28 protein-coding genes are annotated in these 26,949 nt (G+C 58.9%); 11 read left to right on the forward strand and 17 right to left on the reverse strand.

The features are described 5' to 3' along the window. Positions 1-5 precede the first annotated feature (5 nt). From fdh3B to ACR0J4_RS02925, 5 genes are all read left to right on the forward strand, one after another. Positions 6-602: a formate dehydrogenase FDH3 subunit beta gene (fdh3B, locus tag ACR0J4_RS02905; RefSeq protein WP_170376582.1), complete on the forward strand. Its 597-nt coding sequence runs from the start codon at positions 6-8 to the stop codon at positions 600-602. Between the two features lie 71 nt (positions 603-673). Beyond that, positions 674-1,879 carry a formate dehydrogenase subunit gamma gene (locus ACR0J4_RS02910; RefSeq protein WP_170642137.1) on the forward strand — a complete coding sequence of 402 codons (1,206 nt, stop codon included), beginning with the start codon at positions 674-676 and terminating at the stop codon, positions 1,877-1,879. Then, positions 1,880-3,142, forward strand: coding sequence for a c-type cytochrome (locus ACR0J4_RS02915; protein ID WP_170747285.1), 1,263 nt, complete (start codon positions 1,880-1,882; stop codon positions 3,140-3,142). 13 nt (positions 3,143-3,155) lie between these two features. Continuing rightward, entirely contained in the window at positions 3,156-3,281 is a 126-nt protein-coding gene (locus ACR0J4_RS02920; RefSeq protein WP_256439764.1) for a hypothetical protein, read from the forward strand. Beyond that, positions 3,282-4,154: a helix-turn-helix transcriptional regulator gene (locus ACR0J4_RS02925; protein WP_170642141.1), complete on the forward strand. Its 873-nt coding sequence runs from the start codon at positions 3,282-3,284 to the stop codon at positions 4,152-4,154. Positions 4,155-4,206: 52 nt separating this feature from the next. Here the strand turns inward: ACR0J4_RS02925 and ACR0J4_RS02930 are convergent, their stop codons facing one another. From ACR0J4_RS02930 to ACR0J4_RS02975, 10 genes are all read right to left on the reverse strand, one after another. Continuing rightward, entirely contained in the window at positions 4,207-5,022 is an 816-nt protein-coding gene (locus tag ACR0J4_RS02930; RefSeq protein ID WP_170642143.1) for a substrate-binding domain-containing protein, read from the reverse strand. A 20-nt stretch (positions 5,023-5,042) separates the two neighbouring features. Then, on the reverse strand, positions 5,043-5,777 hold the full coding sequence (locus ACR0J4_RS02935) for an ATP-binding cassette domain-containing protein (protein ID WP_170642145.1): 735 nt from the start codon (positions 5,775-5,777) through the stop codon (positions 5,043-5,045). Next, entirely contained in the window at positions 5,770-6,483 is a 714-nt protein-coding gene (locus ACR0J4_RS02940; RefSeq protein WP_170642147.1) for an ABC transporter permease, read from the reverse strand. The genes ACR0J4_RS02935 and ACR0J4_RS02940 overlap by 8 nt, the downstream gene beginning before the upstream one ends. Before the next feature lie 159 nt (positions 6,484-6,642). After that, a complete protein-coding gene (locus tag ACR0J4_RS02945; protein ID WP_170642149.1) occupies positions 6,643-7,632 on the reverse strand; it encodes an ABC transporter substrate-binding protein in 990 nt (329 codons plus the stop codon). A gap of 56 nt (positions 7,633-7,688) precedes the next feature. After that, entirely contained in the window at positions 7,689-8,534 is an 846-nt protein-coding gene (locus ACR0J4_RS02950) for an ABC transporter permease (protein ID WP_170642151.1), read from the reverse strand. Then, a complete protein-coding gene (locus tag ACR0J4_RS02955; protein ID WP_170642153.1) occupies positions 8,531-9,463 on the reverse strand; it encodes an ABC transporter permease subunit in 933 nt (310 codons plus the stop codon). The genes ACR0J4_RS02950 and ACR0J4_RS02955 overlap by 4 nt, the downstream gene beginning before the upstream one ends. Beyond that, positions 9,460-9,903 carry a GNAT family N-acetyltransferase gene (locus ACR0J4_RS02960; RefSeq protein ID WP_480668287.1) on the reverse strand — a complete coding sequence of 148 codons (444 nt, stop codon included), beginning with the start codon at positions 9,901-9,903 and terminating at the stop codon, positions 9,460-9,462. Before ACR0J4_RS02960 ends, ACR0J4_RS02955 begins: the two co-directional genes overlap by 4 nt. Next, positions 9,893-10,690 (reverse strand): ABC transporter ATP-binding protein, encoded by a 798-nt coding sequence (locus ACR0J4_RS02965; RefSeq protein WP_170376555.1) that lies wholly within the window; start codon positions 10,688-10,690, stop codon positions 9,893-9,895. The genes ACR0J4_RS02960 and ACR0J4_RS02965 overlap by 11 nt, the downstream gene beginning before the upstream one ends. Positions 10,691-10,744: 54 nt before the next feature. Further along, positions 10,745-12,199 (reverse strand): dihydropyrimidinase, encoded by a 1,455-nt coding sequence (gene hydA / locus ACR0J4_RS02970; protein ID WP_170642155.1) that lies wholly within the window; start codon positions 12,197-12,199, stop codon positions 10,745-10,747. Between the two features lie 92 nt (positions 12,200-12,291). After that, positions 12,292-13,542 (reverse strand): Zn-dependent hydrolase, encoded by a 1,251-nt coding sequence (locus ACR0J4_RS02975; RefSeq protein WP_170642157.1) that lies wholly within the window; start codon positions 13,540-13,542, stop codon positions 12,292-12,294. Between the two features lie 171 nt (positions 13,543-13,713). On the opposite strand from ACR0J4_RS02975, the gene ACR0J4_RS02980 reads away from it, so the two are divergent. Next, on the forward strand, positions 13,714-14,328 hold the full coding sequence (locus tag ACR0J4_RS02980) for a TetR family transcriptional regulator C-terminal domain-containing protein (protein ID WP_170551383.1): 615 nt from the start codon (positions 13,714-13,716) through the stop codon (positions 14,326-14,328). Positions 14,329-14,331: 3 nt separating this feature from the next. Here the strand turns inward: ACR0J4_RS02980 and ACR0J4_RS02985 are convergent, their stop codons facing one another. The 5 genes from ACR0J4_RS02985 to ACR0J4_RS03005 form a co-directional block, all read right to left on the reverse strand. Then, complete coding sequence (locus ACR0J4_RS02985) at positions 14,332-14,811, reverse strand: hypothetical protein (protein ID WP_170376543.1); 480 nt, start codon at positions 14,809-14,811, stop codon at positions 14,332-14,334. Positions 14,812-14,884: 73 nt separating this feature from the next. Further along, on the reverse strand, positions 14,885-16,189 hold the full coding sequence (gene preA / locus ACR0J4_RS02990) for an NAD-dependent dihydropyrimidine dehydrogenase subunit PreA (protein ID WP_170642159.1): 1,305 nt from the start codon (positions 16,187-16,189) through the stop codon (positions 14,885-14,887). Positions 16,190-16,207: 18 nt separating this feature from the next. After that, positions 16,208-17,044 (reverse strand): methyltransferase domain-containing protein, encoded by an 837-nt coding sequence (locus tag ACR0J4_RS02995; protein WP_170642161.1) that lies wholly within the window; start codon positions 17,042-17,044, stop codon positions 16,208-16,210. Positions 17,045-17,090: 46 nt separating this feature from the next. Then, the gene (locus ACR0J4_RS03000) at positions 17,091-18,425 is read right to left on the reverse strand and encodes an NAD(P)-dependent oxidoreductase (RefSeq protein WP_170642163.1); all 1,335 of its coding nucleotides are present in this window, start codon (positions 18,423-18,425) and stop codon (positions 17,091-17,093) included. A gap of 157 nt (positions 18,426-18,582) precedes the next feature. After that, positions 18,583-19,215: a cupin domain-containing protein gene (locus ACR0J4_RS03005; RefSeq protein WP_170376530.1), complete on the reverse strand. Its 633-nt coding sequence runs from the start codon at positions 19,213-19,215 to the stop codon at positions 18,583-18,585. A gap of 127 nt (positions 19,216-19,342) precedes the next feature. Here ACR0J4_RS03005 and ACR0J4_RS03010 point away from each other — a divergent pair, with 127 nt between their 5' ends. The 3 genes from ACR0J4_RS03010 (at position 19,343) to ACR0J4_RS03020 (ending at position 22,425) form a co-directional block, all read left to right on the forward strand. Continuing rightward, positions 19,343-20,332 (forward strand): hypothetical protein, encoded by a 990-nt coding sequence (locus ACR0J4_RS03010; RefSeq protein ID WP_170376527.1) that lies wholly within the window; start codon positions 19,343-19,345, stop codon positions 20,330-20,332. Between the two features lie 84 nt (positions 20,333-20,416). Then, positions 20,417-21,709 carry an O-acetylhomoserine aminocarboxypropyltransferase/cysteine synthase family protein gene (locus ACR0J4_RS03015; RefSeq protein WP_170642165.1) on the forward strand — a complete coding sequence of 431 codons (1,293 nt, stop codon included), beginning with the start codon at positions 20,417-20,419 and terminating at the stop codon, positions 21,707-21,709. Positions 21,710-21,714: 5 nt separating this feature from the next. Continuing rightward, complete coding sequence (locus ACR0J4_RS03020) at positions 21,715-22,425, forward strand: GNAT family N-acetyltransferase (RefSeq protein WP_170642167.1); 711 nt, start codon at positions 21,715-21,717, stop codon at positions 22,423-22,425. A gap of 2 nt (positions 22,426-22,427) precedes the next feature. Here ACR0J4_RS03020 and ACR0J4_RS03025 read toward each other — a convergent pair whose 3' ends face one another. After that, positions 22,428-23,123 (reverse strand): SIMPL domain-containing protein, encoded by a 696-nt coding sequence (locus tag ACR0J4_RS03025; protein WP_170642169.1) that lies wholly within the window; start codon positions 23,121-23,123, stop codon positions 22,428-22,430. 164 nt (positions 23,124-23,287) lie between these two features. On the opposite strand from ACR0J4_RS03025, the gene ACR0J4_RS03030 reads away from it, so the two are divergent. Both ACR0J4_RS03030 and ACR0J4_RS03035 read left to right on the forward strand, forming a co-directional pair. Beyond that, positions 23,288-25,159: a hypothetical protein gene (locus ACR0J4_RS03030; protein WP_170642172.1), complete on the forward strand. Its 1,872-nt coding sequence runs from the start codon at positions 23,288-23,290 to the stop codon at positions 25,157-25,159. Next, positions 25,152-25,775: a class I SAM-dependent methyltransferase gene (locus ACR0J4_RS03035; protein WP_170642174.1), complete on the forward strand. Its 624-nt coding sequence runs from the start codon at positions 25,152-25,154 to the stop codon at positions 25,773-25,775. Before ACR0J4_RS03030 ends, ACR0J4_RS03035 begins: the two co-directional genes overlap by 8 nt. Here the strand turns inward: ACR0J4_RS03035 and hppD are convergent. Beyond that, positions 25,772-26,869 carry a 4-hydroxyphenylpyruvate dioxygenase gene (gene hppD / locus ACR0J4_RS03040; protein WP_170642176.1) on the reverse strand — a complete coding sequence of 366 codons (1,098 nt, stop codon included), beginning with the start codon at positions 26,867-26,869 and terminating at the stop codon, positions 25,772-25,774. The genes ACR0J4_RS03035 and hppD overlap by 4 nt on opposite strands. Between the last annotated feature and the right edge of the window lie 80 nt (positions 26,870-26,949).

The raw sequence follows: 26,949 nt of genomic DNA on the forward strand, positions 1-26,949 counted from the left end.
GAAAAATGGCAGCAAGAGCAAAATTTCTCTGCGACGCTGAACGCTGTATCGAGTGCAACGCCTGTGTCACCGCGTGTAAGAACGAACACGAGGTGCCATGGGGCATCAACCGCCGCAGGGTGGTAACGATCAATGACGGCAACCCGGGCGAACGCTCGATCTCGGTGGCCTGTATGCATTGTTCGGATGCGCCTTGCATGGCGGTGTGCCCGGTCGACTGCTTCTATCAGAACGAAGAAGGCGTCGTCCTGCACTCCAAGGACCTGTGCATTGGCTGCGGCTATTGCTTCTACGCGTGCCCCTTCGGCGCGCCGCAATACCCGCAGGCGGGCAACTTCGGATCGCGCGGCAAGATGGACAAATGTACCTTCTGCGCCGGTGGTCCCGAAGAAACGCACTCGACCGCAGAGTTCGCCAAATATGGTCGCAACCGGATCGCCGAGGGCAAACTGCCCATCTGCGCCGAGATGTGCTCCACCAAGGCCCTGCTCGCCGGTGACGGCGACGTCGTCTCGGCCATCTACCGCGAGCGCGTCGTTGCGCGCGGGTTTGGCTCGGGCGCGTGGGGTTGGGGCACGGCCTACGACCAGAAAGACGGCTAATTCGTCTGTGTAAGAAACAGGTGACCCGCAAATGTGGGTCACCTGCATTTGGCATTTTGACCGAGGTTCAGATGTTCCGTCTCATTTTCGCCCTTCTGTTCACCCTTGGGCTGACTCAGTTCGCCCTTGCCCAAAGCACCGAGACCGAGGCCCCTGCCGCGGATGAACGCGCCTCGACTGGCGGTGCCACGACGCTAGAAGATATTCTGGCGCGGCAGCGGGGAGAGAAAGTGGACAACGCCTACCGCTCGGAAAACACAGGTCAGGGCAACGTCGAGGGGCTGCTGGGGCAATTCGGAACAAGCGGTGTTGCCTCGGATAGCGATGTGTATCGGGCTATTCGCTTTGGCTCGGCCGATACAACGGTGTCGTCTCAAGGGCCTGCCGCTGGTGTCCTGATTCAGGATGGCGGCATGTGGTGGTGGAACTTCCGAACGGGTCCACTGCGTGAATACGGCAGCTACATCATTGCTGTGATGGCGGCCGTCATTCTGCTGTTCTTCCTGATCCGCGGTAAAATCCGCATTGATGGGGAAAAGACAGGCCGCACGGTTCTACGCTTCAACAGTTTTGAACGGTTCGGGCACTGGCTGTTTGCCGGATCGTTCCTGATCCTTGGGATCACTGGCCTGCTGACGCTTTATGGCCGCGACTTCCTGATCCCGATATTCGGCAAGGAAGGATTCGCCACCATTGCACAGGGCTGCAAATGGCTGCACAACAACCTCGCCTGGGCCTTCATGCTGGGCTTGATCATCGTCACCGTGAACTGGATCGCCCATAACATCCCCAACAAAACCGACCTGAAATGGCTGGCCGCCGGAGGGGGATTGTTCACAAAAGGCAGCCATCCACCTGCTAAAAAGTTCAACGCGGGCCAGAAAATCATCTTCTGGGCCTGCATCCTGCTGGGTATCTCGATCAGCCTGTCCGGTCTGTCGCTGCTGTTCCCGTTCGAGCTGCCGATGTTCGCCAAAACCTTCTCGATCGCCAACTCCACCGGCATTCCTCAAGCACTTGGCCTGAGCCTGCCCGTCCAGATGTCGCCGCAGGAGGAAATGCAATACGCACAGGTCTGGCACGTTATGGTGGCCTATGTCTTCATCGCCATTATCATCGCCCATATCTACCTTGGCTCGGTGGGCATGGAGGGCGCGTTTGACGCCATGGGTACCGGCGAGGTTGAAGAGCAGTGGGCGCGTGAGCATCACTCGCTCTGGCTGGAAGAGGTGCAGGAAAAAGAGGCGGGCAAAGCAGCGGCCTCTCCCGCTGAATAGATGCGCTGGCTCGCCGTCGCGCTGGCCCTGATCCCCCTGCCCGCATTGTCCGAGTTCTTTACGCTCAAGGGCCATGGCGGGCCGATCATGGGCATCGCAACCGCACCTGACGGGCGGATCGCCACGGCCAGTTTCGACAACTCGGTTGGCCTTTGGTCGGATCAAATGCCCGAATGGTTGGAGGGCCATGAAGCCGCCGTCAACTCCGTCGTCTTCAACGGCACTGCCATCTACTCCGCCGGAGACGATTTCACCCTGCGCCGCTGGCCGGGCGGAGAGGTCGTGGGCCAGCACAAGGGCAAAATCGTGGGCCTCGCAGCCTCAAAAACCCATGTCGCCACAGCCAGCTGGGACGGCACAATTGGGTTGTGGCCGTTGGACGGCTCCGCCCCACAAATGCTGGGCCCGACTGGTGGCGGTGTGAACGCGGTGGTGTTTTCACAGGATGGAACCCGGCTGTTCTCGGCGGGTGTGGATGGTAGCCTACGCGAATGGGACGTGGCCAGCGGGCAAGAAACCCGGCGCGTGGTCGAACATGGCTTCGGCATCAATGAGTTGGCCCTGAACGAACAAGACGGCTGGATCGCCTATGGCGCTGTGGATGGCGGGACCCGTATCCGCGACCTCAGCACGGATGAAGAGAGGGATTTCACCCTGGACCGACGCCCCATTCTGGCGCTGGCCCTAAGTCCTGATCGCAGTCTGTTGGCAGTCGGGGATGGCGAAGGCTACATTATGGTGATCGACACGGTGGACTGGCGCATCGTTCAAGATTTCCGCGCCACGCTGCGGGGGCCGGTCTGGGCGCTAGCGTTCTCGGCTGACGGACAGAACATCCACGCGGGGGGAATTGATGAGGCCATGTATAGTTGGCCGGTCGCCGCCCTGAGGGATCAGGAGCAGATGGCCGCGTCAGAACCAAGTTTCCTGAAAGACCCCGACCAGATGAGCAACGGCGAACGGCAATTCGCCCGCAAATGCTCGATCTGCCACAGCATGACACCGGACGGGCAGCGCCGTGCAGGTCCAACACTCTACGAAGTGTTCGGACGGCAAGCCGGAACACTGCCGGGCTATTTCTACTCGGAAACGTTGCAAGACTCTGATATCATTTGGAATGACGAGACGATAAATGCCCTTTTCGATGAGGGGCCGGATCACTACATTCCAGGATCAAAGATGCCGATGCAGCGGATCACGCAAGAACAGGACCGGGACGACCTGATCGCATTTCTGCGCCGCGCAACGGTTGATCCGAACTGAACCGGAGGAAACGATGAAAGCCTTTCTTGCCGCCGCAACTGCAATGGTCGTCATCACTGTTGCCGCCCCATTTGCGCTGAACCAGATCGGTTTCAGCGCGGAACAGGCGACCTCTGGCCCTGCTGTGCGCCTCGACTGAATGTCCGAATACCTGACGACGAAAGAGCTGGCCGACCTGTTGCGGATCGGCGAGCGGAAAGCCTATGATCTCGCCTCCTCGGGTGAGGTGCCCTGTGTCCGCGCCATGGGCAAGCTGCTGTTTCCCCGGTCCGAGGTGATTGCATGGCTCAACGCCTCTCGTTCGGGCCCGCAGGTGGCGGAACCACCCCTGCCCCCGATCGTGGCGGGCAGCCATGATCCACTGCTGGACTGGGCGCTGCGGGAGAGCGGATCTGGTCTTGCGACCTACTACGATGGCTCATTCGACGGTCTCAGTCGCCTCGGCAATCGCAGCGCACAGGCAGCGGCGCTGCATATCCATGAGGACGATGGCTTCAACAACCGATCCCTGCGGGATGCTTTGGGCGAGGCCCCCGTGGTCCTGATCGAGATCGCACAGCGACAACGCGGGCTTTTGCTGTCTCCGGAGACCTCGGACATTGCAGGTTTTGCCGACCTCAGAGGCCGCCGCGTCGTCCTGCGCCAAAACAGCGCCGCCAGCCAACGTCTGTTCGATGCCGAACTCACAACCCACGGCCTGACCCGAGACGACCTGACCGCCCTACCCACCTGCGCCCGCACCGAGGAAGAACTGGCCATCACTCTGCACGACAACAAAGCCGAGGCCGGGTTCGGTCTGGGCGCATTGGCAAGCCTCTACAACCTGCGCTTCGTCCCGACCCACTCGGAACGACTGGACCTGGCGATCTGGCGGCGGGCCTATTTCGACGAACCAATGCAGAAACTGCTGCGCTTCATACGCTCGGATCAGTTTCAAACCCGCGCGTCTGAATTTGGTGGATATGACCTGACCGGTTTGGGCCAGGTCCACCACAATGGCGCCAGCGGTTAGGGCTTCATCTTTTCAAAAATACTCTCGCCGAAGGCATTAGCCGCAGGCCAATCTACTGCGCGTTAGGGAAGAACACCTGCTGCCCTTCTAGCCGGAAGTCCGCAATCGCCGCCTGCCCGTCCGGACCTGTCAGCCAATCAATGAACCTCTGCCCGGCATTGGCGCGCGTTTTCGGATGCTGCTCGGGATTCACCAAGATCACACCATATTGGTTGAACAACCGCGGATCGCCTTCGACCAGAATCTCCAGATCGCCTCTGTTGCCAAAGGACAGCCACATGGCCCGGTCGGTCAGCGCATACGCCCCCATGCCGCTAGCAATATTTAGCGTGGCCCCCATGCCAGATCCAGTCTCACGATACCACTCGCCCGACGCGCTGGTCGGGTCCAAACCGGCATCCGCCCAGTGGCTCATCTCGGCCTTATGAGTTCCGCTGTCATCCCCGCGCGAGGCGAATACGGCCTCGGCCGCCTCGATCGCAGAAAGCGCGGAGAGGATATCTGCCCCCCCTTTGACGCCCGCCGGGTCCGATTTTGGCCCGACCAGAACAAAGTCATTATACATCAGGTCCAAACGCTCAACGCCCCAACCATCCGCAACAAACTTCTCTTCCGCAGGCTTGGAGTGGACCAGCAACACGTCCCCATCGCCATTCACCGCATTGCGAATGGCCTGACCGGTGCCAACGGCCACTACGCGGACATCAATACCGCTTTCCGCCTCAAAGCCCGGCAACAGATAGTCCAGCAACCCCGAATTCTGGGTCGAGGTGGTGGATTGCACCACGATAAACGGCTCCTCCGCTGTGGCTATACCGGCCATCATCCCAAGCCCAAGCGCCGCTGCGCGCATAATTGCCCGTCTCATCACATGCTCCAATGTTTTTGTTATGTAACCAATGCGCCCGAGAGATAGCGGCGTGATGCGTCGCTTTCTGGGGCATCCAGAACCTGTTTGGCAGGTCCGTGTTCCACCACACGCCCGCCCTGCATCATGACAATATCCGCAGCCAACCGCCGCGCCTGTCCGATATCATGTGTCACCATGACGATCCGCACCCCACGCGCCGAGGCCCGCAGGATCATACGCTCAATCATCTGTACAGCGCTTGGGTCCAGTGCGCTGGTCGGCTCATCCAGAAACAGTGTCTCAGGAGTCATCGCCAAAGCCCGCAGGATCGCCAGCCGTTGCGCCTCCCCGCCCGACAAAGACCGCGCGGGCTGCCGGGCTTTGCCCTCTAGGCCACCTTCGGCCAACAGCTCGGCAATCAGAAGTTTGCGCGCGCAACGCGCGAGCCCCTGCCGTTTTAGCACGAAATCCAGATTGGCGGACACCGATCGGCGCAGAAGAACGGGCTGCTGGAACACCATCGCCTGCCGCGTTGTATGAGAGGTATTCAGCGGAGTGCCATCTTGAACAACCTGACCCTGATCGGGTGAGATTAACCCGTGCAGACACCGCAAGAGCAGGCTTTTGCCCGCGCCGTTTGGCCCCAGCAACAGTGTTGGCCCCGGCCCGTTCAGCGTCAGCTCGGCCACATCCAAAAGGCTCTGTCCATTGCGCCGGATGACCAGATCGCGGACCTGCAGGGACTGTGTCATCTCAAAGGTCAGATCACGCATGGCGCAACCCCTCCTGTTCGGCTCGGAGGCTGGCGGCACTCACCATGGCGTTCACAGCCACCGCGATGCCGATCAGGATCGCCCCCAGCGCCAGCGCCAAAGCCAGATTTCCTTTTGAGGTCTCGAGCGCGATTGTCGTCGTCATCACACGCGTGACATGATTGATGTTGCCGCCAACAATGATCACGGCGCCCACTTCGGCAATGGCACGTCCGAACCCGGCCAGAAGCGCAGTGATCAATGCTAAGCGTGCGTCCCACAACAACACTGGAACCGAGGCCAGGCGCGACACCCCGAGTGAGCGGAGTTGTTCCGAATACTCCTCGGCCAGCATCTCAACCACTTGCCGGGTCAGCGCGGCGACGATGGGCGTGACCAAAACCACCTGCGCGATGATCATGGCGGTGGGCGTATAGAGCAGTTCCAACACACCCAAAGGCCCCGAGCGGGACAGCATAAGGTAAACCAGAAGGCCGACCACCACAGGTGGAAAGCCCATCAAAGCATTCATCAGCACGATCAACGCACGGCGACCGGGAAAGCGCGCCACGGCCAGCGCTGCCCCAACGGGCATCCCGATCAGCGCCGAGATCAGCACCGCGAAAACGGATACTTTCAGAGAAAGAAAGACAATCGCCCATAGCTCTGCATCCCCATTGAGGATGAGAGAGAGAGCGTGACTGAATTCTTCTGCAAATCCTTGCATCTTATACCTTTGAACGCGATCAAATGGATGTTTTGCGCTAGTTTACAAGGAAATACTACTATAGATTCACCAAGAGTACATACACGAAACAGACAGTCAGAATAGAAAACGCGGCCCCGTTTTGGGACCGCGTCTTTGCGTCAGAAATGTCTGACTGGTTTAGTTCAGCGCTGCGTCGGTCACCTGATGTGTCCATGCCCCTTCCGGCTTCGCGGTGATGACCGGATCGGACCCACCTGCGAGCAGCGTGCTTACCGTACGCTCGAAATCGGCCGGGTCCAGCGCCCCGTTCGATCCTGCGGTCAGTTTAGCAATCTCGCCCATCATGCGTTTCTGATGCTCTTCGGTCTGTGCACCGGTGGCGTCATTGTCGAGAACGATCAGAGCGGCCTCATCCGGGTTCTCTTCGGCATACTTCCAGCCCTTCATCGAGGCCCGCACAAAGCGCTGCATTTTCTCAACAAAGGCTTCGTCGCTCAGGTTCTCTTCCAGCACGTAGAGACCATCTTCCAACGTCGCAACGCCCTGATCTTCGTACTTGAAAGTCACCAGCTCATCCGGATTCACGCCCGCATCAATGACCTGCCAGTATTCATTGTAGGTCATAGTGCTGATGCAATCGGCCTGACGCTGCAGCAGAGGATCGACGTTGAAGCCCTGCTTCAGCACCTCAACACCGTTTTCAGCCTTACCGCCTGTGTCGATGCCCAGCTGGCTCATCCAGCTCATGAACGGGAATTCGTTGCCAAAGAACCAAACGCCGAGGGTGCGGTTCTTCAGATCCACAGGCGAGGAAATCCCCGCGTCCTTCCAGCAGGTCAGCATCATGCCCGAGCTTTTGAAGGGCTGAGCGATATTGACCAGCGGCAAGCCTTTTTCCCGTGCGGCCAGTGCGGCCGGCATCCATTCGACGGTTACATCCGCACCGCCGCCCGCGATCACCTGGGTGGGCGCGATATCGGGACCGCCCGGCAGGATGGTCACGTCCAGATCTTCTTCCTCATAGAACCCCTTGTCCTTCGCGACGTAGTAGCCTGCAAACTGCGCCTGCGTGACCCATTTGAGCTGCAATGTCACCTCATCGGCGGCCAGTGATGCACTGGCGGCCAGGCTAAAGGCGGCAACCGCCCCGCTGAGTAGCTTTTTCATCTTCATATTCTCCTTGTTACGAATTGTGCCCCGTTTTCGGGATCTGGTTGGTCTTGTTATCTGCGTTGTGAGGGGTGCCAAAAGGTTACCATTTTTTCGAGCCCTGCCACCAAAGCATAGAACACTGTTCCAGCGACTGCCGCCACTGAGATTTCGGCCCAGACGAGGTCGATCGACAGGCTGCCCACCCCGGTTGAAATCCGAAAGCCCATACCGCGCGTGGGTGAGCCGAAATATTCGGCCACAATCGCGCCGATCAGCGCCAATGTAGTAGCAATCTTGAGGCCATTGAATATGAACGGCATTGCGGCAGGCAGGCGCAGTTTGATCAGCGTTTGCGCATAGCTGGCCGCATAGGTCCGCATCAGGTCGCGTTGCATCGCGTCCGCCTCACGTAGGCCTTGCACTGTATTCACAAGGATCGGGAAGAACACCATTACTACAACCACAGCTGCTTTGGAGTGCCAATCGAACCCGAACCAACTGACCAGAATGGGCGCGATTCCGACGATAGGCAGTGCGGCCACGAAGTTGCCGATGGGCAGCAACCCTCGGGTCAGAAAGACTGACCGGTCGATCAAAACAGCCGTTAAAAAAGCAGCAGTAGCTCCGATTGCAAATCCGGTGAAAGCGCCTTTGAACACGGTCTGTTTGAAGTCCTGCCACAGAATGTCGGTCGAGTTCACAAAAGTCTGCGCCACCATCGACGGCGGCGGCAGGATCACGGGCGAGACGCCCAGCCCTTGCACCAGCCCCTCCCACAGGATCAGCAGCGTGACACCAAAGAGCACGGGCACAAAGACGCGCACGCCTTTGGAGTCCCGGTAGATCGACCGCGCCAGCCATGCGTTCAGCCACCAGGCACCGGCCCAGAAGACGAGGGAAAAGATCAACCAGCTCATGTGCTCATCCCCATACGTTTCAGGGTCACTCGCTGCAGAATATCCAGCAAAGTCACCAGAATACCTGCCAGAATAGCCGCTGCGAACAAGGCCGCCCAAATGGCCAGAGGCGTGCCGAATTGATCTCCGATCAGAATGCGTGCACCGAGGCCCGAAATTGCTCCGGTCGGTAGCTCGCCCACAATTGTCCCGACCAAGGCCGCCGCGATGCCCACCTTCAGCGACGTAAAGAGATATGGCACCGAGGACGGCAGGCGCAGTTTCAGAAACGCCTGCAACCCGGTGGCGTTGTAGGTCTGAAGCAAATCCAGCTGCGAAACGGCCGGCGAGCGCAGCCCTTTAACCATCCCGACCAGCACAGGGAAATAGCATAGGTAAGCCGAGATAATCGCCTTGGGCACCCCACGCCCTTCGATCCCCAACTGAGAACTCAGGACGATGATCATGGGAGCCAGTGCCACGATCGGCACCGTCTGGCTGATGATGGCCCACGGCATCAGGCTCATATCCACAACGCGGGAATAGACGATGGCCACGGCCCCCAGGATGCCAACGGCCGTGCCCAGCACAAATCCCCAGAGCGTGGATTGCAACGTGATCCACCCGTGATAAATCAACGAGCGCTTCGACATCGCCCGCCCTCGCACCACCATTTCGCCGGTGGTTTTCCAAAGCTCCTGTCCGACTTGAACGGGCGTTGGCAGGCGCGGCCGGTCCAGCTCATAACCACCTGCAATATGCGATGGGTTCTGCACCATCAGAACCCAGACCGAAACCTGCTGACGGTCCCTCGACGCCTCGGGCGTCACGGTTTCCCCTGCCCGTTCCGCCTGATCGAGCGAAACACGAACATTCATTGGTGCAACGGCCAGATACCACAGGACCGCAATGGCCAGCAGCACAGTCAGAACCGATAAAACCTGCTTCATGCGTGCCACTCCATCCGGTAGACCGGCACGGTGTCCGGGGGCACGGGAGGCTCTTCGCTTGTAACCTCGAACCCTTCGCGCTGATAGAACCGTTGCGCTGCCGTGTTCGGTGTGTGTGTCGTCAGCCAAAGAAACGCGCGGCCCTCTTTGGCCTTGTCGACAAAGCGCTTGCCGATGCCCTGACCGGTCCGTCTGCAATAAAGCGCACCGATCTTCTGCTCATTCGGATCTACTGACATGTAGCAATCGACCGGGTTGCCCGTTACCCAGATCTCACGATGATCGAACGCCTCTTCGATCAAGGCTGTCAGTTGTTCAACTGGCAGCTCTTCCGGCATCCACTCCGTTTGGCAGGCCCAATCATGGATCACTTGGGCACAGGCCGGCACGTCCTGCAACCTGGCGCGCCTGATCATATCCGAGGCCCCATCAATCATCATAGGAATGCCCCGCCCGCAGGCCGTCCCGCACCCGGTGTGCAACCTCAATAAACTCCGGCGTATCGCGGATATCCAAGGGCCGTTCCTTGGGCAGAGGGCTGTCGATCACATCCGTAATCCGCCCGGGCCGAGGGCTCATGACCACGATCTTAGTGCTGAGATACACCGCCTCGGGGATCGAGTGCGTCACAAAACCAATCGTCTTCTCAGTGCGCGCCCAGAGCGCCAGAAGCTGCTCGTTGAGGTGATCGCGCACGATCTCGTCCAACGCACCAAATGGTTCGTCCATCAGCAGGATATCCGCGTCAAAGGCCAAGGCCCGCGCGATACTGGCCCGCTGCTGCATACCGCCCGACAGCTGCCATGGAAACTTCCCACCAAACCCAGCAAGATCAACAAGTTCTAGCACTTTATTCACACGCTCTTCCTGCTCGGACGCGGAATAACCCATGATCTCAAGCGGCAGCTTGATGTTCTTGGAGATGGTCCGCCACGGATACAGACCCGCCGCCTGAAACACATAGCCATAGGCCCGCTTGCGCCGCGCCTCATCCGGGGTCATGCCGTTGACGGTCAGAGTGCCGCCGGTCGGGGTCTCCAAAGCCGCGATGCAGCGCAGAAAAGTGGTCTTACCGCAACCCGAAGGGCCGATAAAGCTGACAAAGTCGCCTTTGTCGATCGTCAGGTTCACATCTTTCAGCGCGTGAACCGGGCCGTCATTCGTCTGGAAGGTGAGATCCAGCTGCCTTGCCTCGATCACAGGCTGGGTCGTAGAGTCAGTGTTCATTCCATAGCCTTGAAAAATTTGATTGCGGGCCGCCCATAGAGCGGCCCGAATGCGTCAGACACCCGTCGCCGGAATACCCGTCCGCTCCACCGGGCGCGGGGCGGTCAGTTCTTTCCAAGTGCTCAGCGCCTTGTTCACATGGGTGTTGGCCTCACGCGCCACGAACTTCCCGTGTCCTTCCTGTGTCTGGATCTCACCATCATGCACGGCAACCGCACCGCGGGTCAGTGTGAACCGCGGCAACCCGCGCACTTCTTTACCCTCGAACACGTTGTAGTCGATCGAAGACTGCTGCGTTTCGGCCGAAATCACCTTGGCCTTGTCCGGATCCCACACCACCAGATCAGCATCTGCGCCAACCAAAACCGCACCCTTTTTCGGATAGCAATTCAATATCTTGGCGATGTTTGTTGAAGTAACGGCCACGAACTCGTTCGGTGTCAAGCGCCCTGTATTCACCCCATAGGTCCAGAGCATCGGCATCCGATCCTCTAACCCTCCGGTCCCGTTCGGGATCTTGGTGAAATCACCCACGCCATAGCGTTTCTGCTCGGTCGTAAATGCGCAATGGTCCGTTGCGACCACGCTCAACGTGCCCGATTGTAGACCGTTCCAAAGGCTGTCCTGATGTTGCTTGTTCCGGAACGGAGGGCTCATGACCCGCCGCGCTGCATGTTCCCAATCGTGGTGGAAATACTCGCTCTCATCCAAGGTCAGGTGCTGGATCAGAGGTTCTCCCCACACCCGCTTGCCCTGCATCTTTGCGCGCCGAATGGCCTCATGTGCCTCTTCGCAGGAGGTATGCACCACGTACAGAGGCACACCGGCCATATCGGCAATCATGATCGCGCGGTTGGTCGCTTCACCTTCGACCTGCGGCGGACGGGAATAGGCGTGCGCCTCGGGGCCGGTATTGCCCTCAGCCAAAAGTTTGGCACTCAGCTCGGCCACCACATCGCCGTTCTCGGCATGCACCATCGCGGTTCCGCCCAACTCGGCCAGACGTTTGAACGAAGCAAACAACTCATCATCATTAACCATCAACGCGCCTTTATAGGCCATGAAATGTTTGAACGTGTTGATACCACGCGTATCGATGACAGTCTTGATGTCATCAAACACCTGCTCACCCCACCAGGTCACCGCCATGTGGAACGAGTAGTCACAATTCGCCCGCGTCGATTTGTTGTCCCAACGTTTGAGCGCATCCAGCAAGCTCTCGCCCGGATTGGGCAGCGCGAAATCCACAACCATCGTGGTGCCACCTGCCAGGGCCGCGCGCGTGCCGCTTTCGAAATCGTCGCTGGAATAGGTCCCCATAAACGGCATCTCGAGATGCGTGTGCGGGTCGATCCCACCGGGCATCACGTAGCACCCCGAGGCGTCCAGCTCTTTGTCGCCGCGCAGGTCCGGCCCAATCTCGGTGATCACGCCGCCCTCAACTTTCACATCCGCCTTATAGGTCAGATCAGCGGTTACGATGGTCCCGTTCTTGATGACAGTACTCATTTCAAACTCCCTGTTGCGGTCTGCGCCGCTTGCTTCATCTGGCTAAAAATATCCCGGGGCAGTCGCCCCATGGGCGACAGGGGCAGCGCCCCCTATTCCACGATCTCCGCCGTCTCAACGACCGCGTGCAGCAAAACATCCGCCCCGGCGGCCGCCCAATCCTTGCTGATCTCTTCAGCCTCGTTATGGCTCAAGCCATCTACGCAAGGGCACATCACCATCGCGGTCGGCGCAACCCGGTTGATCCAGCAGGCATCGTGCCCGGCCCCCGAGATGATGTCCGTATGGGAATACCCCAGCCGCTCTGCGGCGTCGCGCACGGCTGCCACACAGCCCTCGTCGAATTTGACTGGATCGAAACCGCCGACCTTTTCGAATTCAATCTGCAGGCCCATTTCGTTCACGATATCCTCAGCCGCCACACGAAGGCGATTTTCCATATCAGTGATCACATCCAATTCGGGCGAGCGGAAATCGACCGTGAACACCACCTTGCCCGGAATCACATTGCGTGAGTTCGGATACACATCAATATGCCCCGCTGCCCCAACAGCATGCGGCGCGTGCGACCAGGCAATCTCATCGACTTTTTCAAGAATGCGCGCCATCGCCAGACCCGCATTCTTGCGCATCGGCATCGGGGTCGATCCGGTATGGGCATCCTTGCCAGTCACTGTGATCTGGGTCCAACTCAGCCCCTGGCCGTGGGTGACGACGCCGATATCCTTGCCCTCGGCCTCCAATATCGGGCCCTGTTCGATATGCAGCTCAAAGAACGCATGCATTTTGCGTGCGCCGACCTCTTCCTCGCCGCGCCAACCGATACGCTGCAACTCATCGCCGAATTTTTTGCCCTCGGCATCCTCGCGGTCATAGGCCCAATCCTGCGTGTGCATCCCGGCAAACACGCCCGAAGACAACATCGCAGGGGCGTAGCGCGTGCCCTCTTCATTCGTCCAGTTGGTCGCCACGATCGGATGTTTGGTTTTGATTCCCAGATCGTTCAGCGTGCGGATGATCTCCAAACCGCCAAGCACCCCTAGAACCCCGTCGTATTTCCCGCCGGTCGGCTGTGTATCCAGATGAGAGCCGACATAGACCGGCAACGCGTCCGGGTCCGTGCCCTCACGCCGTGCGAACATGTTGCCCATCTGATCCAAACCCATGGAACAGCCTGCATCCTCGCACCAGCTTTGGAACAGCGCGCGCCCTTCGGCGTCTTCATCGGTCAGCGTCTGTCGATTGTTGCCGCCCGCAACGCCGGGGCCGATCTTGGCCATCTCCATCAGGCTGTCCCACAACCTGTCGCCATTGATCCTGAGATTCTGCGCCGGAGCTGCCATAGTCTTCTTCCCTGTTGCTTGCGAGTTTGCTCGCTTTTGGTGTCTTGATTTGACCAACTGGTCAAACTCACGCTATCACGGGTTCGACATCAGTCAAGAAATTGCGCGCCATCGCTGGAGTTTTCAGCAAAATCCCCTATGAACTGGCGCAAAAACAGACACGTTGGATACATGCCGAAAGACCGCGCACCCACCAGAATACAAAAGAAAAATCGCGCTGCGATTCTGGAAGCCGCGCTCGAGGTCTTTTCGACCCACGGGTTTCGCGGGGCAACCGTGGATCAGATTGCATCCGCTGCCGGGCTGAGCAAACCAAACCTGCTCTATTACTACCGCAGCAAAGACGCGATATATGCCGCCCTGCTCGAGCGTCTTCTGGACACTTGGCTAGACCCGATGCGTGCTATCGATCCCGATGGCGATCCTCTGAGCGAGCTGTTGGGATATATCCACCGCAAACTGGAAATGAGCCGCGACTACCCGCGTGAAAGCCGCCTGTTTGCCAATGAGATCATTCGCGGCGCTCCACATATCTATGACGTGCTGTCCACAGATCTGAAAGCGCTGGTCGATGAAACCTCGACCCTGATCCGCCGCTGGATGGCCGAGGGGCATATCGCCGAAGTGAACCCCTATCACCTGATCTTCTCGATCTGGTCTTTGACCCAGCACTACGCAGATTTCGACGTCCAGATCCGCGCCGTTCTTGGCTCGGATGAAGCCGATCCCTACCCCGACGCGAAAATCTACCTTGATCAGGTGTTCACGCGCCTTCTGACGAGGTAACCGCTATTTCGCAGGTTTCAGCGCCAGAATACGACGCAAAAGCACGATCACCATGGCGATCAGAATGGTCAGGTCGCCCATGGTTTTGACCGTATTGATCTTGGGCACTTTTCCGGCATCCTTGACGATCGCGGTATACATTTTCGGCTGCTGCACCCCAGCCATGTGATCCTTGGCCGAGGCCTTAACGTAGGCGTCAAAATTCTGTAGCGCCTTGACCTTTTTGACCACCTGTCCAAGGAACCGCTGGTCCAGCTGACGCTCTTCCTTCAACTTGGCCATCATCTCTTCGAGAGAGCGTTTCAGCTTCTCAAGACTGTCCACGTCACGTTTGATCTGCTTCTGATGCTGAAGAAAATTCTTTGCGGCCATCGCGTCACGTTGCTTGGCCTTGGACAGGGCAACGTTCTTTTTGGACGTGTCACGGTCAAGCTTGGTGACCTTGTTGCCGCCCTTGTTCCGGCCCGGTGGTGCCGCTGGCATGACATTCTCCTTTGATCCTGTCTGTCAGCGGCAGTGTAACACCGAACCGGCTTTTTAGGGATGAGTGTTTCCCTTACTCCGCAGCTTTCGCCATCGGATTGTTCGGATGCGAGGTCCAGTTGGCATAGTCTGGCTGCACAGTTTTGCCTGTACGCGGATCGACCTCACCTGCTGCCATAGACTCCATCGTGATGCAGCCTTCGATCGGGCAGACATCGACGCAGAGGTTACAGGCAACACATTCGTCATCCATCACTTCAAACACACGGTCATCAGACATCGAGATCGCCTGATGGCTGGTATCTTCACAAGCGGCATAGCACCGACCGCATTTGATGCACTGGTCCTGGTCAATCTTGGCCTTGGCCACATAGTTCAGGTTCAGATACTGCCAGTCGGTGACATTCGGCACCGCCCGACCAATGACTTGATCGACGCTGGTATAGCCTTTCTCATCCATCCATTCGGACAGACCCGCCGTCAGCTCATCAATGATCTTGAAGCCGTAGGTCATCGCAGCGGTACACACTTGCACATTGCCACAACCCAGCGAGATAAACTCGGCCGCGTCACGCCAGGTGGTTACGCCACCAATGCCAGAGATGGGCATACCATGAGTGGCTTCGGCCCGCGCGATTTCGGACACCATCGACAGGGCAATCGGTTTGACCGCCGGGCCGCAATAGCCGCCGTGGCTGCCTTTGCCATCAATCGAGGGCTCGGGGCTGAACGTGTCCAGATTGACGCTGGTGATCGAGTTGATCGTGTTGATCAGCGACACCGCATCTGCGCCACCATTCCGTGCTGCTGCCGCAGGTTTGCGGATATCGGTGATGTTCGGCGTCAGCTTCACGATGACCGGGCGGTCATAGTATGTCTTGCACCAACGGGTCACCATCTCGATATATTCCGGCACCTGGCCCACGGCAGACCCCATGCCGCGTTCGCTCATGCCATGCGGGCAGCCGAAGTTCAGTTCGATCCCGTCCGCACCTGTCTCGGCGACGCGCGGCAGGATGGCTTTCCACGCCTCCTCCTCGCAGGGCACCATGATCGAGGCGATCAGCGCGCGATCCGGATAGTCCGCCTTGACCCGCGCCATTTCCTCAAGGTTCACCTCCAGCGGGCGGTCGGTGATCAGCTCGATGTTGTTGAGACCCAGCAGCCGCCGATCCGCACCATAGATCGCGCCGTAGCGCGGCCCGTTCACATTCACGACCGGAGGGCCTTCGGCCCCCAGTGTTTTCCAGACAACGCCGCCCCATCCTGCCTCGAACGCGCGGCGGACATTGTATTCCTTGTCCGTCGGCGGCGCAGAGGCCAGCCAATAGGGGTTGGGGCTGGAAATGCCCAGAAAGTTTGTCGTCAGATCGGCCATGGCTTCTCCCTTCCCGGCTCAGCCGGTTTTTTTGAATATCATCTCAGTCGGGCGAATGCGCCCGGCCTTTAGGTTTGTTACGTAGTTTTGGAACTTCTCAGGTGCCGTCTCGCCCATCATCAGATGGATACCCAACGCGGGCGGGCCGCTTTCGGCCATACGCGCAAAGGCTTCCTCAAAGAAAGCTAGCGCGAACTCGGTACGATCCGTCTCAGTCACCAGCTCCAGGCCCGCAGAACTTGCGGCATCTCGGTAGACATCGGGTGCGTGGACAAAGGACGTCTCGGCCACGGTGGACCATGGCAGAGGAAACGCCAACGGTTCAGCCGCCTCACCGCCCATCACGTCGAACAAGGCAAAAGTACCGCCTGTCGCCAGAGCCCGAGAGACTTCGGCGAACAATCCCGCCTTGTCTTCGATGTTCATGCCAACATGAAACATCACGGCCAGATCGAACCCAGCATCGGGAACCGGCATGTCGAGGGCGCTGCCGACCAGAAACTCTGACTTGTCGGAATGGCCGACAAGATCACTAAGCGTCTTGGCCGTCTCGACAAACTCAGGCGTCAGGTCGACCCCTGTGACCGTCGAGTCATACCGATCCACAATATAGCGCGATGTCCCGCCGATACCGCAGCCAACGTCCAGCACACGCGTTGCGTGGGTGGGCGAGAGCTGGGCGAACAGGTTGTCGGTCGCCTTCACACCACCCGTATGAAACTCGTCCCCGGCCTTGAGGTCGGCGACAGTGGCTGCATCCGGGTCAATACCACTGGCCTCAAGCGCCGCGCGGACGCGTTCGGTTAGGGCACCGGTTGTGTAGTGTTGGGCAACAGCTTGTTCGATCTGGGACATGACTATACCTCAGCAGCAATAAAAATGGGGTGAATACCCCACCTTATCACGAAACGAGCGTTGCGTGGATGTCCATCGCCGCATCTCGGCCTTCGGCCACGGCTGTCACGGTCAGATCCTCGCCGCCTGCGGCGCAGTCACCTCCCGCCCAGACACCGTCCAGCGAGGTTTGCCCTGCCCCGGTGACGGCGATCTTGTTACCGTCCAGCGCCAGTCCTTCAGGCGCGCCTTCCAAGGTCTGACCGATGGCCTTGAGGACCTGATCAGCCGGAAGCCGGATCATCTCACCCGTCCCTTCAAGCCTACCGTCCCGAGTGGTCGTGTATTCCAGTTCGATATCGACCGCCGATCCATTGCCGTAGACGGCGACCGGCTGCACATTCGTCAGAATCCGCACCCCGTGCGAGGCGGCGAGGTCTTGTTCATACCGGCTAGCACCCATCGCATCGCGCCCTCGGCGATAGGCAATCGTGACATGCTCAGCGCCCAACAGTTTTGACTTCACAGCGGCGTCTACCGCTGTCATGCCTCCGCCGATCACGACCACATTCCGCCCGACCGGCAAGTGGGCCAGATCTTCCGCCTGACGCACATCCGAAATGAAATCCACAGCAGCCCGCACACCGTCCTTTTCGGTGCCTTGCGCACGCAGCGCGTTCACACCCGCCAGACCAATCGACAGGAACACGGCATCATAGTTCTCGACCAACCCGTCCAGCGAAATCGTATCGCCCAGAACCGAGCCCGTCTCGATTGCAATGCCACCGATTTTCAAAAGCCAATCCACTTCGGCCTGAGCGAAGTCATTGGTCGATTTGTAGGCTGCAATCCCGTATTCGTTCAGACCGCCGGGTTTCGGCTTGGACTCGTGAATTACCACGTCATGACCCAACATCGCCAGACGGTGCGCACAGGCAAGACCAGCTGGCCCTGCCCCAATCACGGCAACCGTTTTGCCGGTAGGCGCGGCGCGTTCGAAGGGGTGATCGCCCGCTTCCATAACGGTGTCAGTCGAATAGCGCTGCAAGCGACCGATCTCGACCGGTTTGCCTTCGGCGGCTTCGCGAACACAAGCTTCCTCGCACAAAGTCTCGGTCGGACAAACGCGGGCGCACATGCCACCTAGAATGTTTTGCTCGAGAATCGTGCGACCGGCTGCTTGCGGCTGACCGGCCTGGATCTGGCGAATGAACAACGGAATATCGATATCCGTCGGACAGGCCGTCACACACGGCGCGTCATAGCAGAAATAACAGCGATCTGCCGCTACGGCGGCCTCATGCGGGGCCAAAGGCGGATGCAGATCGGTGAAATTCGAGGTCAGCTCATCGCTGGAAAGCCGCCCTGGGACAATCCCGGGTGCCATCTGGCCCTGTGCCATCACTCTACTCCCTGTAGATATGTTTGTTGTGAGACTCAGCTTGCCACAATCTGATTTTTTATCAATTGGTAAATTTTATCATTCGGTCAAAAAATGAAAAATCCGGGCTTTTGACCCGGATTTCCGTAATTTTGCTCAAAATTGATGCGGGATCGGGTCAGATCATGCCCGTCAAATGCCCGGATTTCATCCAAACCCGCGCGCCATCCGGCCCCGCAACGGCCTTTGACTGCGATCCGGGCGGCAGGCGTAGCCAGTCCCACGCGGCGAATGATTCACCGCCTTCATCAAAGCTGCCGGTGATGACAAACACCTCAAGCCCACCTTCTGCGCTCAGATCAATGGTCTCACTCGCGGCCCATTGCGCGATGCGCACATCCTCATGCTCATCCTTGAACAAGCGCAGATCGCCCTGCCCGTTGATCGAGCGTTTAACCTCGGTCCGGTCAGACGGATCGAATTGATGCAGCTTGACCAGAATGGTCGCCCCATCAGCCGCCGTAGGGGTATGGGACGAGGTCGGAGGGTTGCGAACATAGCTGCCCACCGGAAAATCTCCGGTTTCGTCCTGAAAGACGCCATCCAGAACCAGATACTCCTCACCGCCATCGTGGGTATGGGCCGCGAAGGCACTGCCGGGGGCGAAACGCACGATCGTAGTGGCGCGGGCGACTTCCTCACCGATCCGGTCCAGCATCTTGCGCTCGACCCCTGCCGCTGGCGATTGCACCCACTCGGTCTGAGCAAAGTGCACCGCAGCGCGTTTGGTGAAATCCGCGTTGATCCTCATGGCGGCCTCCTGCTTTGAGTTTCCTGCATGAGATGGGATGGAGAACGCGAAAATCAATCCAACAGTTTTGACGCCCTCTGCGGCTTGCTGTAATCCCAAAGAAAACGGGCGACAGGAACAGGCACGAATGGCTTCGCAGAAATTCAACATTGTCGTCATCGGGCAAAATAACCGTCTGCAATATGAGGCCCTTCTGTTCGCCGCCTCGCTGCGCCACTGTTCCCCCGGTTTTGACGGCAAGCTGTATGTCGCCACGCCAAACCCCGGCCCCCGTTGGAGCCAGAACCCCAGCATCCAGAACGAAGACGTGCGCAAGGCGCTGTTTCAGCTGGACGCCGAGATCCTGCCCTTTGACAACCATGTCTTCGGCGAGAGCTATCCGCATGGCAACAAGATCGAGGCCCTGCTTGCCCTGCCCGAAGGGGAACCGTTTGTCTTCTTCGACAGCGATACGCTGATCACGGGCGATTTGAATTCGGTCCCGTTTGATTTCGACCGTCCGGGCGCCTCGCTCAAGGTTGATGGGACCTGGCCGAAACCCACCCTCTATGGGCCCGGGTTCGAGGGAATATGGAGCGCGCTCTATCGCCGCTTTGGTCTGGATTTCGACAGCTCGATTGATGACAGCCAGCCCAAGGAGCACTGGAAACGGTTTCTGTATTTCAACGCAGGCTATTTCTTCTACAAATGCCCGCGCCAATTCGGCGAGCGGTTCTTGGACTACGCGCAAACCATTCGCGACGAAGAGATCCCCGAACTCACCGGGCAGAACCTTGATCCCTGGCTGGATCAGGCTGCCCTGCCGCTGGTGATCCACTCATTCGGTGGCGGGCGCGATGCCTTGCCGGACGGGCTTCTTGATGGGTCGGTCAGTTGTCACTATCGCCTGTTTCCGCTGCTTTACGCCCGTGAGAGTGACCGCGTGATTGAGGTGCTCGAGACCGTCTCAGCCCCCAACAAAGTCAAGAAAGTCCTCAAGGCCTATGACCCGATGAAGAGGCTGATTTTTCAAGGCAAAGGCCACAAAATCCGCGAGATGTTCGACCAAAACGCCCTGCCCGGGCGCGAACAGGCCATCCGCAAGGCGATCAAGGCCAAAGGTCTCTGGCTGCGCTGACAGGATCGCCCATAGGATCGTTGTGCAAGGGCCTGCAATAGCCTACAGATTCGCCAACGCACATTCCAACAGGAGATTTTCACGATGTCTGACGGCCCTACCTACGGTTTCGACACTCTGCAGATACACGCGGGCGCACGCCCCGATCCCGCAACCGGCGCGCGCCAGACTCCCATCTATCAAACGACGGCTTATGTCTTTCGCGATGCGGACCACGCGGCGGCTTTGTTTAACCTGCAGGAAGTGGGCTTTATCTATTCGCGCCTGACCAATCCGACCGTCGCCGTTCTGCAGGAACGCGTCGCGACGCTGGAAGGTGGCGTTGGCGCGGTGTGCTGTTCCTCGGGACACGCGGCGCAGATCATGGCGCTGTTCCCGCTGATGGGACCTGGTTGCAACGTGGTCGCATCGACCCGTCTGTATGGCGGCACGGTCACGCAGTTCAGCCAGACCATCAAGCGCTTCGGCTGGTCGGCCAAGTTTGTCGACACTGATGATCTGGAGGCCGTAAAGGCCGCCATCGACGAAAACACCCGCGCGGTATTCTGCGAATCCATCGCCAACCCCGGCGGCTATGTCACCGATATTCGGTCGCTGGCGGATGTCGCGGACGGCGCAGGCATTCCGCTGATCGTCGATAACACCTCAGCCACGCCTTACCTGTGCCGCCCGATTGAACACGGCGCGACTCTGGTTGTGCATTCGACCACCAAATACCTGACCGGCAATGGCACCGTCACCGGTGGCTGCATCGTGGATTCGGGCAAGTTCGACTGGTCGGCGAATGACAAATTCCCTTCACTCAGCCAGCCCGAGCAGGCCTATCACGGGTTGAAGTTCCATGAGACCTTTGGCCCGCTGGCCTTCACCTTCCACGGCATCGCCATCGGCCTGCGCGATCTGGGCATGACGATGAACCCGCAGGCGGCACATTACACGCTGATGGGGATCGAGACGCTGTCGCTGCGGATGGAGCGCCACGTCGAGAACGCCCAGAAGATCGCCGCCTGGCTCGAGGCGGATAACCGGGTCGACTACGTGACCTATGCGGGCCTGCCTTCGTCACCTTATCACGACAGGGTAAAGGCGCAGTATCCGCGCGGTGCCGGTGCCCTGTTCACCTTTGCGGTCAAGGGTGGTTATGACGCCTGCATCAAACTGGTGAACGCATTGGAGATCTTCAGCCACGTTGCCAACCTCGGCGATGCGCGGTCGCTGATTATCCACTCGGCCTCGACCACGCACCGCCAATTGACCCCCGAACAGCAAGAGGCCGCAGGCGCGGGCCCCAACGTCGTACGCGTCTCGATCGGGATCGAGGATGCTAACGACCTGATCGCCGATTTGGATCAGGCTTTGGCCAAAGCCAGCGCATAAAAGCCATGAGCGGACACAACACTAACGCACTTGGCCAACCCATCGGACGGCCGGTCACGGGCGACTTCCCGCGCCCCACGCCGCCTTATACCCCGATGGAGGGCCAGTATTGCTTGGTTGTGCCGCTCGATGTGAACAGACATGCGCCCGGATTGTTCCGGGCGTTTGCCAATGACGCGGATCACCGGAACTGGACCTACCTGCCCTATGGGCCGTTTGGATCTGAGCAGGAGTTCGAAACCTGGGCTCGCACGAACTGCATGGACGCAGACCCGATGTTTCACACGGTTCTGGATGCCAACAACGTACCCGTAGGTATGGCGTCATACCTCAGGATCGAACCGGCCGCTGGCGTGATCGAGGTCGGGCATATCCACTTCTCGCCCCTACTGCAGCGCAAGCCACAATCGACCGAGGTCATGTATCTGATGATGCGCCGTGTGTTCGATGAGCTGGGCTACCGTCGCTATGAATGGAAATGCGACGCGCTGAATGCGCCATCTTGCAATGCGGCCCAAAGGTTGGGCTTCACCTATGAGGGCACGTTCCGCCAAGCGACCCACTACAAGGGCCGCAATCGCGATACGGCCTGGTATTCGATCCTCGACAGCGAATGGCCACGTATTCGAGATGCGTTTGAGGACTGGTTGTCCCCGGAGAATTTTGACGAAGCGGGCCAGCAACGAAAACCGCTGATGGCCCGCGCAAGTGCGTGAGCCTATTCTGAAATCTCGAACTCCATCGAGACACTGACAGAAACCGAGATCTCTCCGCCAGCCACAGGCACTCCGCCCGTGTCGGCCATGGCCATCGTTCGCATCTCTGCCATCGGGCGCACACCGCCCCCACGTTCCGAGATTGTCTGAACTGGCCCCAACGCGACATTGGCAGCCTGGGCAAGTTGCTCGGCCTTTGCGGTTGCTTCGCTCACAGCTTTTGCACGGGCCTGAACCTCAATCGGTTCAGGGTCTTGCAGACCAAAACTCAACCCGCTGAAATCGTTGGCCCCGTCCTGAATGACCGCATCCATGACCTCACCCAGTTGCGTCAGATCACGCACCCGCACGAACACCCGGTTCGAGGCGACAAATCCGGTGATCTCGGGCGGTTCCCCGTTTTGCTGATTCCGATTCGACCAGATCGGCGACAAAGACAGGTCGCGGGTCTGCAAATCCCGCTCTTCGATGCCCATGTCAGCCAACCGCGCTAGCACCTGTGCCACAGCGTCCGAGGTGGCTTTCATGGCTTCTGAGGCCTCGGGGTTTTGATGTGTCACACCCAAGGTGATCGTCGCCATATCGGGGGCAACCTGAACGGTTCCGGTGGCATCCACGTTGATGCGACGTTCTTCCGCATGTGCCAGCCCGACGGTGGTTGCGGCCATCATCGCGGCCAGAAAAGCGAATGTCTTCAAGGTGATCCCTCCAACTTACTCTGTCTCAACATGGGTCCGAAGGGCATACACGCACAAGGGGAAGTCCCGGCTTTTTCTTTCCCTCGGCGGGTTCCTGCTTTAGTATCACCCTGCGAATACAAAGGTATTTGCGTTGATATGGTTAACTGTGGTTCCTCCGGATTATGAAACCCGCTTTTGCGCTGACCTTTTCTGCGACCGGAATTTCCCTTCAACACCATTCGGATGGTGAATGGTACGACATTGGCGAAGTGCCTTTGTCGGCCCCTGATCTGAGTGACCAGATCAAAGCCCTGCACGACAAAGCGTTTGCACTGGAAAACGACCTCAGCTGCAAACTGGTGCTGCCCGCAGATCAGGTACGGTATCTTGCCCTGCCCACCGAGGGTCAAAGCGAAGATCAGATCGCGTCCGAAGTTCAAGCCGCGGTCGCCGAGGCAACTCCGTATGAATTGGCCGATCTGTCCTACGACAGCGCAACCGAGGGGTCGACCACCTTTGTCGCCGCCGTCGCGCGCGAGACGCTGGATGAAGCGCAGGCCTTTGCCGCGCAGCACGGGTTCCTGCCGGTCACCTATAGTGCAGCCACGACTGAGGCCGAATTTCCGCGCGAACCTGCATTTGACCTGACCAGCGAGCCGCAGGTCGCTGCGCCTTCGCCCGAACCCGAGCTAGAAAGACCCCCGGTTCACGCCATAGCGGATGACGCGGCGCCTACGGCGTTCCGCTCTCCTGAACCTGCTGCGACTGCAATCGCGTTACCTCCCACATCGAACAAAGGGCAACGTTGGGCGATTCCTGCGATTGCCGCGCTGCTATGTGTTGGGGTTGGTGTTTGGGGGTGGTCTCTGATCGGGGCAGACCCAGACAACGACACGTCTACCGAAAACGATACGGCCGAACTGTCTGCACCACAGACTCATGACACTTCACCGCCTGAGACGGATCCAGAGCCTGAAACCGAAATCGCGGCGGCACCGGCAGCGGAAGAAGCGCCAGAACCTGAAGCCCAGCCAGAATTGTCCCCGACAGATGCGGCCATTCTCGAAGCGCTGAAAGTCGCGCCGACGCCTGTAGAACAGATTGCACAGGACCCCGAAGCACAAAGCGACATCGAAGAGGTCGCGGGCACCCTAGTGGAGGCCCCCGAAGCGCCGATTACCCCGGCATTGATTTCCGAAGATGACCTCTACCTCGCATCCATTCACAACCCGGATCTGTCCAGCGACGCGATTGCCCTGCCCGATCAAGGCAGTTTCGACACGGATGCCGCCTTTGAACGCATCCCCGGCCCCGCAATCGCAGGCGCGCAATACGAACTGGACGAACGCGGCTTGGTCGTACCGACCGCAGAAGGCGCGCTGTCGCCCGAAGGTATCGTAGTCTATTTGGGTCGCCCATCAAAAGTCCCGCCCGAAGTACCGGTGCGGTTTGAGGAAGAACCAGTGGTCGATGAGGTGAACCAGAGGCTGGCCGAACTCCGACCCCGGCCCCGCCCCGGCAATCTGGTCGAGAATTTCGAACGCACGCAATTGGGCGGGCGCAGTCTTGAAGAGCTTGCTGTCGTAAGGCCCAAATTGCGGCCTGAAAGCCTACAGGTACAGCCCGAGATCGATTACACACCCACCGCCTTGGCCGTTGTTCGCGTCCCTCGCCCCAAACTACGGCCCGCGCGGGCCGTGGCGTCGGTTAGCGCAAGCGGATCAAATCTGGGATCAACCGCCGCAGTAGCGTCCAGCAACGACGAGGCCGGGTCATTCCAGCCGAAATCCGTGGCTCCGAAAATCCCGACAACAGCCTCGGTCGCACGACAGGCCACAATCGACAATGCCCTGAACCTGCGCAAGCTGAACCTGATCGGCGTCTACGGCACACCCGCAAATCGCCGTGCCCTCGTGCGGCTTCCGAGTGGTCGGTACAAAAAGCTCAAGATCGGAGACCGGATTGACGGCGGCAAGGTAATCGCCATCAGCGACAGCGAATTGCGGTATCAGAAGAAGGGCCGCAACCTGACTTTGAAAATGCCGCGTGGCTGAGGACGACCCGTATTTTCAGACTGTCAAAGCTGGGTACGAGCACGCAGCCCACCGGTTGATCCCGGCCTATGACGGCCTTTCTCCTACCGAAGTCCTGCGCCCCGTTTTGGATCACGTGCCCGATACCGGGGCGAGCGTTCTGGATGTGGGCGCTGGCACTGGAACGGTGGCGCGTTGGCTGGCCATACGCGGCTGCGTCGTGACGGCGATCGAGCCAGTCGATGCATTTCGAAACCACGCGGTGCGCGGTGACGGTGCCCAATCCGCTAAATGGCTTGATGCTTGCCTGCCTAGACTAAGCGCTCTGCCAGACGACACCGCGTTCGACACCATTCTGGTCATAGGAGTCCTGCATCACCTGCCTCCGCGTGACCAACACTTGGCTATCCGCGTACTGTCTAAACGGCTGCGGCCGCAAGGGCGGATGATTTTGTCACTCAGACATGGCCCCTGCCCGTCTGACCGACCCGGTTATGTGATTTCGGACGACGCCATAGTTGATCAAGCGGCAGGTTCGGGCCTGCAGGTGCACCACAGGTCCCGAATCGACTCGATACAACCGGCCAACCAGCGCGCAGGTGTAACCTGGACCTGGCTGGTATTTGGCGCTGCTTAGGCCGCCGAAATCTCTCCGCTTGCGATTTGTTCGCGTTCGATAGATTCGAAGAGGGCCTGGAAGTTACCCTCACCGAAGCCATCATCACCTTTGCGCTGGATGAACTCGAAGAAAATCGGGCCGATCACGGTTTTTGAGAAGATTTGCAGCAGAATCCGTGTCTCTCCCCCGTCCACAACGCCTTCACCGTCGATCAGAATGCCGTGCTTCATCATCCGATCCAGCGGCTCATCGTGGTCCGTTACACGGTCTTTCGACATGTCATAATAGGACTGGTTTGGACCAGGCATGAACTTCAACCCGTTCTCGGCAATGGCGTCGGTCGAGGCATAGATGTCCTCGCTGCCCACCGCGATATGCTGAATGCCCTCGCCCTTGTACTTTTTCAGGTAAGAGACGATCTGGCCAGTTTCGCCCCGATCCTCGTTGATCGGGATACGGATGCGGCCACAGGGCGATGTCAGCGCGCGGCTATAGAGACCGGTGAACTTGCCCTGGATGTCAAAGAACCGGATTTCACGGAAGTTGAACAGGTCGCCATAAAACTTGAACCACTTGTCCATATTGCCCCGGTAGACATTGTGGGTGAGGTGATCGAGATAATAGAACCCCTCGCCGCGCGGCTTCGATTCTTTGATCCACGCGAATTCCTCATTGTAGGGCGAGGTATCGTAATACTGGTCAATGAAGTAGATCAGCGATCCCCCAATCCCCTTGATGGCCGGGGCATTCATCGTCTTATCCGCGCCATCATACGGCTCTGCCCCTTTTGAGACGGCATGGTCGTGGGCTTTCTGCGCGTCCACAACGCGCCAGCCCATCGAAGGTGCGCAAGGCCCGTGTTCCGCGACGAACTTGTCGGCAAAGCTTTCGGGGTCCGCGTTCAGGATATATGTGACATCGCCCTGCTGCCACAGCTCGACCAGTGGTTTGGTTTTGTGGCGAGCCACCAGATCGAAGCCCATTTTGGCGAACAGATCACGCAGCTCCTGCGGTTCAGGGTGCGCGAACTCGACAAACTCAAACCCGTCGGTACCTGCGGGGTTTTCGGGACTGATGACAGATTTCGGGGCGTTATGCGGGAAAGGACCCATGGCGCGTCTCCTTCGAAAACAGGAATTTCTTTGCTGATTCCAAAATACGCCTTAAGCAGTGCTGTTTCCGCGCATTGTTT

The organism is Ruegeria sp. B10 (genome assembly GCF_056539825.1).